This window comes from Cryobacterium lyxosi, from assembly GCF_004403345.1.
GTDB classification, from domain to species: domain Bacteria; phylum Actinomycetota; class Actinomycetes; order Actinomycetales; family Microbacteriaceae; genus Cryobacterium; species Cryobacterium lyxosi.
Map to the genome: position 1 here is coordinate 71989 of NZ_SOGT01000019.1, position 11323 is coordinate 83311.

General features: G+C 63.3%; 11 protein-coding genes and 1 pseudogene. 8 read left to right on the forward strand and 4 right to left on the reverse strand.

Annotation, left to right across the window (positions count from 1 at the left end; genetic code table 11):
* The first annotated feature begins 136 nt into the window (after nucleotides 1-136).
* The 5 genes from E3T27_RS16265 to E3T27_RS16285 all read left to right on the forward strand — a co-directional run bounded on the left by E3T27_RS16265 (nucleotide 137) and on the right by E3T27_RS16285 (nucleotide 5513).
* Nucleotides 137-874 carry a mycothiol-dependent nitroreductase Rv2466c family protein gene (locus E3T27_RS16265; protein WP_104195885.1) on the forward strand — a complete coding sequence of 246 codons (738 nt, stop codon included), beginning with the start codon at nucleotides 137-139 and terminating at the stop codon, nucleotides 872-874.
* 22 nt (nucleotides 875-896) lie between these two features.
* Nucleotides 897-1406, forward strand: a complete 510-nt coding sequence (locus E3T27_RS16270; RefSeq protein ID WP_134574032.1) for an SRPBCC family protein — start codon at nucleotides 897-899, stop codon at nucleotides 1404-1406.
* A 99-nt stretch (nucleotides 1407-1505) separates the two neighbouring features.
* Nucleotides 1506-2834, forward strand: coding sequence for a M20 family metallopeptidase (locus E3T27_RS16275; RefSeq protein ID WP_104195887.1), 1329 nt, complete (start codon nucleotides 1506-1508; stop codon nucleotides 2832-2834).
* Nucleotides 2835-2903: 69 nt separating this feature from the next.
* Nucleotides 2904-4478 (forward strand): AbgT family transporter, encoded by a 1575-nt coding sequence (locus tag E3T27_RS16280; protein WP_134574034.1) that lies wholly within the window; start codon nucleotides 2904-2906, stop codon nucleotides 4476-4478.
* 72 nt (nucleotides 4479-4550) lie between these two features.
* A complete protein-coding gene (locus E3T27_RS16285) occupies nucleotides 4551-5513 on the forward strand; it encodes an ATP-grasp domain-containing protein (protein WP_104195889.1) in 963 nt (320 codons plus the stop codon).
* A 92-nt stretch (nucleotides 5514-5605) separates the two neighbouring features.
* Here the strand turns inward: E3T27_RS16285 and E3T27_RS16290 are convergent, their stop codons facing one another.
* The gene (locus E3T27_RS16290; RefSeq protein WP_198416554.1) at nucleotides 5606-5848 is read right to left on the reverse strand and encodes an EamA family transporter; all 243 of its coding nucleotides are present in this window, start codon (nucleotides 5846-5848) and stop codon (nucleotides 5606-5608) included.
* A gap of 30 nt (nucleotides 5849-5878) precedes the next feature.
* Here E3T27_RS16290 and E3T27_RS16295 point away from each other — a divergent pair, with 30 nt between their 5' ends.
* Nucleotides 5879-6121 carry a MarR family winged helix-turn-helix transcriptional regulator gene (locus tag E3T27_RS16295; protein WP_134574038.1) on the forward strand — a complete coding sequence of 81 codons (243 nt, stop codon included), beginning with the start codon at nucleotides 5879-5881 and terminating at the stop codon, nucleotides 6119-6121.
* Nucleotides 6122-6186: 65 nt separating this feature from the next.
* On the opposite strand, the gene E3T27_RS16300 is transcribed toward E3T27_RS16295, so the two are convergent.
* Nucleotides 6187-6855, reverse strand: coding sequence for a helix-turn-helix transcriptional regulator (locus E3T27_RS16300; protein ID WP_134574040.1), 669 nt, complete (start codon nucleotides 6853-6855; stop codon nucleotides 6187-6189).
* A 101-nt stretch (nucleotides 6856-6956) separates the two neighbouring features.
* Here E3T27_RS16300 and E3T27_RS16305 point away from each other — a divergent pair, with 101 nt between their 5' ends.
* Together E3T27_RS16305 and ribA are read left to right on the forward strand one after the other, a co-directional pair.
* A complete protein-coding gene (locus E3T27_RS16305; protein ID WP_134574042.1) occupies nucleotides 6957-8186 on the forward strand; it encodes an NAD(P)/FAD-dependent oxidoreductase in 1230 nt (409 codons plus the stop codon).
* A 95-nt stretch (nucleotides 8187-8281) separates the two neighbouring features.
* Nucleotides 8282-8878, forward strand: a pseudogene (gene ribA, locus E3T27_RS16310) (GTP cyclohydrolase II); the annotation flags it as partial.
* Here ribA and E3T27_RS16315 read toward each other — a convergent pair.
* Both E3T27_RS16315 and E3T27_RS16320 read right to left on the reverse strand, forming a co-directional pair.
* Nucleotides 8863-9813, reverse strand: a complete 951-nt coding sequence (locus tag E3T27_RS16315; RefSeq protein WP_134574046.1) for a Brp/Blh family beta-carotene 15,15'-dioxygenase — start codon at nucleotides 9811-9813, stop codon at nucleotides 8863-8865. The pseudogene ribA and the gene E3T27_RS16315 overlap by 16 nt on opposite strands.
* Nucleotides 9810-11018: a lycopene cyclase family protein gene (locus E3T27_RS16320; protein ID WP_134574048.1), complete on the reverse strand. Its 1209-nt coding sequence runs from the start codon at nucleotides 11016-11018 to the stop codon at nucleotides 9810-9812. The genes E3T27_RS16315 and E3T27_RS16320 overlap by 4 nt, the downstream gene beginning before the upstream one ends.
* Nucleotides 11019-11323: the final 305 nt, after the last annotated feature.

The following is an 11323-nucleotide window of genomic DNA, read 5'->3' on the forward strand; positions in this document are numbered from 1 at the left end:
CGCAACAGCTCACCACCGTCCTGATCCAGCGCAAGCACTGATCGAGGGAGGGAACGCCCGTCGGGCCCACCTCGACAGGTCGATCTCGGTCGTGTGTGCGGCACTGTCCTGTGCGGCACTGTCCTAGGGTGGACGCATGGACGCCGACATCAACTTCTACTTCGACCCGGTTTGCCCGTTTGCCTGGATGACCAGCAAGTGGGTGCGACAGGTGCAAAAGCAGCGCGACTACACCGTGGACTGGCGGTTCATCTCCCTGCGCCTGATTAATGCCCGGGTCGACTACGACGCGCACTTTCCTCCCGAGTACGAGGCTGGTCACACCGCCGGGCTCCGGCTCCTGCGGGTTGCCGCTCGGACGCGAGCGGAGCACGGACGCGAGGCGGTGGCTCCGCTATACGCCGCATTCGGGACCCACATCTTCGACACTGCCCCCGGCCCGGACGACCATCGGACCGAGGGCGAGGTGCGTGAGCTCCGCGGGACGCGGGAGTTCCTGGAGCCGATCCTCGCCGAGGCGGGCCTGCCGCTCGAGCTGGCGGAAGCTCTCGATGACGAATCATGGGACCGGGAGATCCAGCAGGAGACAGACGAGGCGCTCTCGCTGACGGGAAAAGACGTGGGCACGCCCATCATCCACTTCGAGCCGCCCACCGGTGTTGCCTTCTTCGGGCCGGTAATCAGCCGGCTGCCCCACGAGGACGTCGCGGTCGAGTTATGGGACCACGTGGTCGCTCTGGCACGCTTCCCGGGTTTTGCCGAGCTCAAACGCAGCCTGCGCGAGCAGCCCCAGCTGGCCGCGTTCGGAGTCGACACGGACACGGCCGGAAAGCAGGAGGACTGGCACGGCGGCAGTCGGCGGCAGAAGAAGTGACCCCGTTCGTTAGGGTAAACGCATGAGTGAGACACGCATCCTCAGCCACCAGGAGTCGGTCATCGTCGAGGCATCAGCTACGTCTCTCTACGACCTGCTCTCCGACATCACCCGCACCGGCGAGTGGAGCCCGGTCTGTACATCGTGCTGGTGGGACGACGAGGCCGAGGCCGGTCGGGTCGGTGCCTGGTTCACCGGGCGCAACGAGCTCCCGCACCGGACCTGGCAGACCCGGTCTGAGGTGGTGGCGGCAGAGCGCGGGCACGAGTTCGCCTGGGTGGTGGGCGGCAGCTTCGCCCGCTGGGGCTTCAGCTTCACCGCCACAGAGAACGGGACCGGGACCATGCTCACGGAGTCGTGGGAGTTTTTGCCGGACGGGATCGCGATGTTCGAGGAGAAGTTCGGCGAAGACGCCCATGCGCAGATCACCGACCGCACCCAGCAAGCCCTCGACGGCATCCCCAAAACCCTCGCCGCGATCAAGCGGATCGCCGAGGTTTCCAGGGGCTCAGGGGAGCAGGCGCTGGCATGATCGGGCTCGTCCTTGGTCATGCCACTCGCACAGGTCTTGAAGATGACGGCAGAGGTCAGCACGGCGACACCGGGTAGTCTCCCTGTCTAGGGTGGATATATGAGCCAGTCCACAGTGCCGAGCACCACGTATCTGCAGAAGCTTCAGGCCGAAACCGCCCGCAGGATCCAGACCTATGAGTCGGTACCGTCGCCTTTCTCCGGGGCCCCGGACGAACTCGTAAGCGCGGTCGAAAGCCAGGTAGAGGCGCTCGCCCCAGACCTGAACGACGTCGTTCACACCCTGCACGCCGACCCGGAGATCGCCTTCACCGAGCATCGAAGCGCCGCCTATCTGGTGGAGCTGCTCGGTCGCTATGGGATAGACGCGCAGCTCGGCGTGCACGGACTCGACACGGCGATCCGCGCCGAGATCGGCTCAGGCGACGGCCCGGCCATCGCGATTCTCAGCGAGTATGACGCCTTGCCCGACGTCGGGCACGGCTGCGGGCACAACGTGATCGCCGCTACCGGAGTCGGCGCTTTCCTCGCACTGGCCAACACTCTCAAGGAGAATCCCAACGCATTCAGAGGCCGGGTGGTCTTCCTCGGCACTCCCGCCGAGGAAGGCTTTTCCGGCAAAGAAGTAATGGCCAGGCATGGCGCCTTCGATGGCATCGACGCCGCAATCATGGTGCACCCGTACGGCTACGACCTCGCCGACCAGGTGTGGCTCGGTCGGCGCGTGCTCACCGTGACGTTCACGGGCGTCGCGGCGCACGCATCCGCTCAACCTTTTATGGGTCGCAACGCGCTCGACGCCGCAACCCTGGCGTACCAGGCCGTTGGCCTGCTGCGCCAACAGCTGCCGCCGGTGGATCGCGTGCACGCTGTAATCAGTGAAGGGGGAACACGGCCGAGCATCATTCCCGAGCGCGCAGTACTCAAGCTCTACGCCCGTTCCAAGTTCGCGGACACGCTCAAAGACCTCAGCGTGCGACTGGATGACATCGCGCGCGGCGCGGCAGTGATGACGGGAACGAGTGTTGAGATCGACTGGGACGAGCACGCCCCCTCACTCCCCGTGCGCACGAACAGCGCACTCACCGGTCGTTGGGTCGCCGCCCAGCAGCGCCGCGGGCGCCAACCGCTCCCCCTTGGCGTGGTGTCGGAAACCATCGCAGCGTCCACCGACTTCGGCAACGTGAGCCATCGCATCCCCGGTATCCACCCACTGATCAAGATTGCGGCATCCGACGTTGCCCTGCACACCCGCGAATTCGCGGCGGCCGCCGCAACGGATGCCGCAGAGTCGGGCGCCATCGACGGCGCCTGCGGCCTCGCCCTCACCGCCCTGGATTTTCTCTGCGACGCCGAATTGCGCCGCAGCGTGGCCACCGAGTTCGCGGAGCAGGGCGGCGCCATCGATGTGCCGCACTTCTTCGACTGACGCCTCACCGGCCACTGTCTAACTCCTTTACACCGATCGTTTTGTTCCATCCGACGCAAGGTAGTCCCCATGTCTTCAGCACAGACCCTCACTCGGCGTACCGTTCTGATCGACCGTGTCCTCGGTGGAATCGAACGCGTCGGCAACAAGCTGCCCGACCCGTTCATGCTCTTCCTCTTGCTGTTCGCAATCACTGCGGTGGCGTCGACTGCCATGGCCTGGGCCAACGTCACGGTGCAGCTGCCCGGGACCGACGAGATCACAGTGATCAAAGGCTTCTTCACCGCCGAGGGGCTCACGTGGTTCACCCAGAACATTGGGGTCAACTACGTGGGCTTCCCGCCGCTGGCGACGGTGCTGCCCATCCTGCTCGCGGTCGGTGTTGCCGAGAAGTCCGGCCTGCTCGCCGCGCTGATCCGTAAGGCTTTCGGTTCGGCGCCGCGCTGGTCGCTGCCCTACGCCGTGGCGTTCGTGGGGGTCGTGGGGTCGATCATGTCGGATGCGGCATTCGTGGTGATCCCCCCGCTCGCAGCCCTGGTGTTCAAGGCCGCCGGCCGGCATCCCGTCGCCGGGCTGCTCGGCGGGTTTGCCGCCGTGGGTGCCGGCTACTCGACCTCACTGTTCGTGACAAGCCTCGACGCCCTATTCGCCGGAATCACCACGTCGGTCACCCAGAACCTACCCAATGCCGGTTCCGTTGTGACCCCGGTTTCGAACTACTTCTTCAATGTGGTCTCCGCGCTCGTACTCATCGCCCTGGCCGGCTTCATGATCGACAAAATCCTCGAACCGCGTCTAGGCCGCCAAGGGATCGCGCGCGAGGAGATCATCGACAACGACGACGTGTCGGGTCCCGCCGCGATGAACACACGGCTCACGGACACCGAGAATCGTGGCCTGTTCTGGGCATTCGTGGCGGGCGTCGTCGTCGCCGGAGTGATCCTCGTCGGCGTGCTCCTTCCGGAATCCCCGTGGCGAAACGAAGACGGCGGGTTCCTGCCTCGCTCGCCCCTGTTGAGTTCGATCGTGTTCATCGTTTTCGCCACGTTCGTCATTCCGGGGCTGGTGTACGGCAAGATCACCGGAACCATCGCGACGGGCAGTGACGTACCCCGCGTGATGGGGCACGCCATCAAGGACATGAGCGGATTCCTCGTGCTCGCGTTCATCCTCGGCCAGTTCGTCGCCCTGTTCAATTTCTCCGGAATCGGAAGCTGGCTGGCCGTTGCCGGAGCCGGGGGCCTTGAGTCCATCGGCCTCACCGGATTTTCGGCCGTCGTTGCCTTCGTGCTCCTCGCCTCACTGCTGAACCTTTTCATCATTTCCGGTTCGGCCATGTGGACGCTGATGGCCGCCGTGTTCGTACCGCTGTTCGTATTACTTGGCTATGAACCCGCGTTCATCCAGGGTGCTTTCCGGGTCGGAGATTCGGCCACCCAGGTACTCACCCCCCTCAATCCGTACATGATCGTGCTCCTCACGATGCTGCGCAAATACGAGCCACAGGCGGGGCTCGGCACCATAATCGCCCGCATGCTGCCCTTCGCAGTCACGTTCTGGCTCGCGTGGGTAGCCGTGCTGAGTGTCTTCTTCTTTTTCGACCTGCCGATGGGCCCGGGCAACGGCATCATGATCCCGCAGTAGTGACGACGTCAGGCCCAAGGAATACCCCGCGCCGGGGCCTCCTTAAGTTCAGTGCAACCCGAAAGGATTTTCATGACTGTTAGCCAGCCAACGATCTATGCCCTGCACGAGAACCCCGAATGGTTTCCACCGTTCGCCCGGGCCTTTGAAGCAGAGGGCATGGAGGTGAAGGAATGGCTGCTCACCGACGGCGTTCTCGACCTGGATTCGGTGCCACCGGAGGGAATCTTCTGGTCGCGCATCAGCGCATCCGCTCACACGCGTGACCATGGAAAGTCGAAGGATTACGCCCGCGCCGTATTGGCTTGGCTCGAGGCCCACGGCCGCCGCACGGTGAACGGCCGACGTGTGCTTGAGCTTGAGATGAGTAAGGTCGAGCAGCTGGTCGCGCTCAAAGCCGCTGGCATCGACACCCCGCGCACCGTGGCGGCGGTGGGCCGCGAGCAAATTCTCGCCGCCGCACGCAACTTTCCCACCCCGTTCATGACTAAGCATAATCAGGGCGGCAAGGGTCTGGGCGTGCGCAAGTTCACGAGCCACGAAGAGCTCGCCGAGTACGTTGCTTCCGACGAGTTCGAGGAGCCGCAAGATGGCATCACACTGATTCAGGAATACATCCAGGCTGCGGAACCGTTCATCACCCGGGCCGAGATCGTCGGCGGCGAGTTCATCTACGCCGTCAAAGCCGACACCGCGCGCGGCGGCTTCCAGCTGTGCCCAGCGGATGCCTGCGCCATCGACCCGATCACGCGCGAACTGATCATGCCTCCCGGCGCCACCATCGCGCCCGTAGCCGGTCAGCAGCTGTTCAGCCTGCGCGAAGACTTCGACCACTCGATTATCGAGAAATATCTCGAGTTCGCGCGCCGGAACGGGTTGGAAGTGTGCGGTATCGAGTTCATCGAAGCCGAAGACGGCCGTGTGCTCACCTACGATGTGAACACCAATACGAACTACAACGCGGTCGTTGAGGCCGAGGCGCTTCGTTCGGCTCCACAAGCCCTGGCGCGGTACCTCAAAAAGCTCGCAGCCTGAGTACTGGGCGGCCGGTCCCGGGACGGCTCACCAAACGAGTGACGTCGCACATTAGTCTGCGCTCCCACGGACCTCTCGAACGGTGGGCCTCGTCAAATGTGGATCTGCTGGGAACAGAGATCAGCATCACCGCAGCACGAGGGTTTTGCGTGCCTGGAAATGATGGCGGCGGAGATTGAGCTGAGCACGATGACGATGACGATGACGATGACGATCCCGGCTATCTGCATTGGGGTGAGGTTTTCGCCGGCGATTACCCAGCCGAGGAGGATGGCCACGACGGGGCTGAGTAAGCCAAGGAAAGCCGTGGTGCTTGCCGCAAGCTGTGGCGTCATGCCGGACCACGTTGACCGAATCATGGAACAGTGACCCAGCGACTAAACAAGCTGGAGAATCGCGGGCTTGTCACGCGCCAGGCAAACCCCGGCGACGGTCGCGGTAAGCTCGTCGCACTCACCGATGCGGGCAGAGATCTCATCGAGACGGCATTGCCCAATCACCTCAAAACCGAGCTTGCCATCACCGCCGCGCTCAGCGATGAGGAGCAGACCGTGCTCGCGGATCTCCTTCAACGAATCAGTACCGCCGCCAGTATTTGCATAAAGTGAACGCCTGGCCGATGATGCGGGCTACGTCGGTGAACGCTCCGGGGTGTGCGCCGGGGGCCTTCCGCCTACTCGGTATTCCGGGCGATACGCACGCAACAGTATCCGTCTTTCGGTGCAAATTGCACCTTGCGGGCGCGCTCACCCGCACCTTCCGCGACCCCTTCCAGTAGGGCCAGGTTGGCCGCGCAGATGGTCTCGGTGTGACTCTGCGCCAGCTGGTGGAATGGGCAGTTGTGAAGAAGCAGTCCGCCATCGCCATCATCCAAAGGCTCATATCCGGTTGACTGCAGCACCGCGTCCAATGAGCCGGCACTCGTGCCCAATGCACGACCGTGTTCTTCGGACACGCGAGCGAGCGACTCCCGGGCGGGCTCCCCTGTGCGATCAGATTGCTCGATGGCAGAAATCAACAGCTCGCCGGCCAGAGCGTAGTGTCGGCCCGGAACGGACACGATGATCTCGTTGGCCGCACGACGGTAGAGCTTGGCAGGCCGTCCAGCGCCAGGACCAGTTCGGCCGGTGCGGCGCTGGAATCCAGTGTCCAACAGCCCGCATCGAGCAAGTCTCTCCAAGTGAAACGCCACCGTCCCGCGCGGAACGCCCAGCGCCTCGGCCGCCTCATCACGGCCCATCGGCGTGGCGCTTTTAGAGACAAGATCGAACAAAGCGCGACGTAGTGGATCGCTGAGCGACGCTATAGCGGAGATGTCGTCCGACCGTGACTGTTCGTTCATAGTGATGATCGTAACTCTAAAACAAAGTATCTTGACAAAATAAACGGAAGGCTCCTAAAGTTGGGCTACGAAGCTCGCCAGCAGACCAGTAAAGAGGAAACATGCCGGATTCTCAGAGTTATGTCATCGTCGGAGCAGGGCTCGCTGGTGCGTCCGCTGCCAGGACGCTGCGCGAAGAGGGCTTCACCGGGCCGATCCAACTGATCGGCGCCGAAGCGCACCGGCCCTATATCCGCCCCCCGCTCTCGAAGGACTACCTCAGCGGATCCAGTGACCGCGACTCTGTCTACGTTGATCCAAAGGACTGGTACGCGGAACATGACGTGGACTTACTCCTCGGCACTTCTGTTGCCCGCATCGATGCCCCCCGCCAGCTCATTCATACCGCCGCCGGTGAGGCCATCGCGTACAACAAGCTGTTACTAGCCACTGGCTCGTCATCTCGCCGCCTGTCGATTCCCGGGGCAGACCTCGACGGGGTGCGCTACCTGCGTACCCTCGATGACTCCGACACGCTGCGCCCTTTGCTTGCGGGCGGAAGCCTGCGCCTCATCTTGATCGGCTCGGGCTGGATCGGCATGGAGGTAGCCGCGACGGCACGCACCCTAGGAAACGACGTGACAATTCTTGAACGCGACCCGATCCCTTTGGCGAACGCGCTCGGCGACGAGCTCGGCCAAATGTTCGCCGATCTCCACGAACAAAATGGCGTCATTCTGCGACGTTCGGTGTCCGTTGACAGTGTTCTCGGACAGGACGGCCGAGCTACCGCTGTGAAACTCACCAGCGGAGAGGTCATTCCCGCGGACCTCATCTTGGTCGGCATTGGTGCCACGCCCAACATTGAGCTGGCCGACTCGGCGGGGCTGACGATCGATAACGGTGTCTCCGTCGATGCGTCCCTTCGCACGAGCGACCCGGCAATCTACGCAGCGGGTGACGTTGCCAATGCCTACCATCCCGTGGCGAAGTTGCGACTGCGCAGCGAACACTGGGCCAATGCCTTGAATGGTGGAAAGGCGGCGGCCCGGTCGATGCTCGGCCAGAAGGTGTCCTTCGACGACATCCCCTACTTCTACACCGACCAGTTCGACGTCGGAATGGAATACTCCGGGTTCGGGCCCCTGACGCGGGGAGCTGACGTGGTGTACCGAGGCGACCGGGCCGGCCGCGAATTCATTGCCTTCTGGGTCGCGGGTGAAAAAGTTGTGGCGGGAATGAACGTGAATGTCTGGGATGTCAACGAAGCCGTGCAAGGCATCATCCGGCGCGGCAACCAGGTCGATCGCGCCAGGCTCACGGATGCCGATGTGCCACTGGAATCGCTGTGATCATGGCTGAAACATGTTTCAGTATCACCCCTTCGGGGGCACCCACCGCGGCACTCTCGGCGGAGGGAGTCGGTGTCGGCACCATTCGTGCCATCGAGATGTCTGGTGTCACGTTTGAAGTCGAAACGACCGTCCCGACCAAGCACGGCACTTTCCAGTTCCGCGCCTACCGCGACCTCATCACCGGCAGTGAACATCTCGCCGTCGTGTCCGGCACGCCAACCGATGGCTGCCTCATTCGTGTGCACTCCGAATGTCTGACAGGTGAGGTCTTCGAATCTCAGAAATGTGAATGCGGCCCCCAACTTGACTCCGCCCTCAACACAATCAATCAGTACGGCGGTGTCGTGATCTACATGCGTGGCCACGAGGGCCGCGGCATCGGACTCGTCAACAAACTCAAGGCCTACCGGCTGCAAGAAGCCGGCTTAGACACGCTCGATGCGAACCTCGCGCTCGGCCTCCCCGCGGATGGCCGTGATTATTCTGCCGCGGCTGCGATCCTCCACAACCTCCGGCTTCAGGCGGTGCGCCTCCTCACCAACAACCCGGACAAGGTCGACCAGCTCACCGCGCACGGGATCACCGTCCTCGAGCGCGTATCACTTACAGCAGGTGTCCATCCGGCCAACTCCGAATATCTACGCACCAAACGTGATCGCATGGGACATCTCCTTCAACACGCCCTCTGATCCTGATACGCAAAACCCCGCCGGTGACGGTTTTCCTGAGTGACGACGATCATGTGCGGCACGGTTAGTCCCGCCAAACCGATGAACACGACCTGCAGAATCTGCTCGCTCAGGGCGCCGTCGGGGCCGAGCCAGACCAGCACTGCGCTCACTACAATGATGGGCACCACGGTGTAAACCATCACCATCAGGGCCGACGACCGTCCACCACCACGTTCGGCGCGGAACCCCGCCTTCAGGTGCCGAAAGCTGTGCAGCGCGCAGAAATACAGCAGAAAGAAGACGAGCGGATCTGTTGCGAGCGCGAGCATGGTCGCGAGCAGAATTTCAATGCTTTCGTGCGCCCGACTTCGCAGGGCAACCAGGGCTGCGATCAGCAAGCTGGCCAGGGCGAGCGGCCCAAGCCACTCTTGCACGTTGGCCACTATCGCGCCTCCGTCTCCGGCCAGCACCACGTAAGCGGCACTCACCTGCGCGGGATGTGACAGCGCCGGGACAGTGAGCAGTCCGAAGCCGGCGAGAAACCGCAGCCAAACCGCCCGGTCGGCATTCCAATCGGACCCAAAGTGCACAGCAGACACGAGCAGGAACGTGACCAGGCTCGCCACCGGAGCGATCAGCCAAAGCAACACAACGCCGATCACAACGAGAATGTACGCCAGGTTGAATCCGGCGAAACCCAGTGGGGTGCGCCACAGTCCGACACGGCGTGCGATCAGCGGATCGAGGGCGCCGTGGGGCAGGCCCAGGATCCCGACCAGCACCCCGAGGAGCACGACCTGAATCGTGGGCGAGGGCAGTGGCAGGCCCAACCCGAGCACGACCAAGGTGACCAAGGCGAGGCTGGCGAACACCACCGTCTCGACGGGCACCCGGCGCCACAGCGGCCTGACGCGGGCGGACCCCGTTTGAGACGGAGCTGTTTGGCCGGTCATCCCTGCTCGCTCGTGCTCGTGCTTGGCGTTGCGGTGACGTCCGCGGCGACCGGCACGGCCGGTGCAGGGCTGAACACGGTGGGCGCGGCCAGCTGGGCGATGAAGGGGCTCCACGGCAGGCTGGAGATGATGCGCGCGTAGTCTGCGGCCCGCGCACCATCACTGAGGAAACGCACCAGTGCGGCCGGGGGAACACCGCGGGCGAGGGCGAGAAAATACTCTGCGGTGCGTTCCGGGTGCGCCCGAACAGCCTGCAGAAAAATGCGATCGAAGGTGCGTCGCAGTCGCGGTTCTTCCGGATGTCCCACGGCTTCCCGCCCCGCGAGAAGCCGTTCCGTGCACAGCTGGGCCCAACGTGCAATGCGTAAGAACCCGTAGCCCGAAGCAGCTCGCAGCGCACCGCCGGCGTTGCCAGCATGCACCACGCCGGTGATTGGCGGCGCGGCCTGGCGGCCCAGTCCCATGGCCAGCACGCCGCCCTCGCTTCGTACCCGGTGGGCGTCAGCCAAGCCGAGCCCGTTTAGCACCCGATCCAGCTCTAGGACCAAGCGGTCCCGGTCGATCGGCGCCGTGCCGAACCGCGTCCATTCCACGATCGCGCGGTTCGGTCCCAGCGGCAAGGCATACACAAAACCCAAGCCCTCGGCGTCGGACGCGAGGGACCCCATCAGCGTCACCTCGCCAGGGTCGAACGGCAGCGGACAGTCACGTTCCAGTTCGAGTCCCACGAAGCTCTGGTACAGCATCGTTGCCGCAGCGCGGGGCCGGGTATCAATCACCTGACGCGCCAACAGCGTGCCCGCGCTGGACTCCACCCGAACACCGCCCGAAACCGCCGTAACCGTGCCGGCACGCACCCCGAGGCAAAGCTCGACGCGCGGCGACTCGGCAATGTCGGCCTGCGCGCTTACGTAGAAATCGCTGCCCCGAACGTACTGGTACGCCAGCCCGGGCACCTGGTGCCGAACGGTCAAGCCCGCCGCATCGGAAAAAGTCCATGTTTTCCAACGTCGCGAGACCAAATGTGACAGATCATGCTGTTCCGGTCGCCAAAAACACCAGCTGCGATCGTCTCGATAGGCCGTGCGAGGTTCCAGCAGCACGACGCGCGGGCCGGAACGCTTCCGAGCTAACCGGGCCGCCAAAGAGAGCCCGGCCAAACCCGCGCCCAGTATCACGAGGTCAGCGTCCACTTCATGAATCATCCGACTCCTTTGCACTCGATCTCGTGCAATGGTGCGGATCGGGTGATTTACAAAAGTAGCCTAGCGAAAAAGCCGAAACTGATCAGGCTTTCCCGGAATCGGTCTCGAATTTACTGGCAAAATCTTGTCGGCCGGAGTATGTTTTGGTACATAACTCGGTTAGCTATATTTCGACTCAATCGCCGTCATTTCGGCAAATGCTCGTGGACAGTAGAGGACATCTTGATACCTGACTCCCTAACCCAGACCCAGTACGACACCATCTACAACGTGTTCTCCCTCGTGATCGCCTCGCAGCTGTTCAC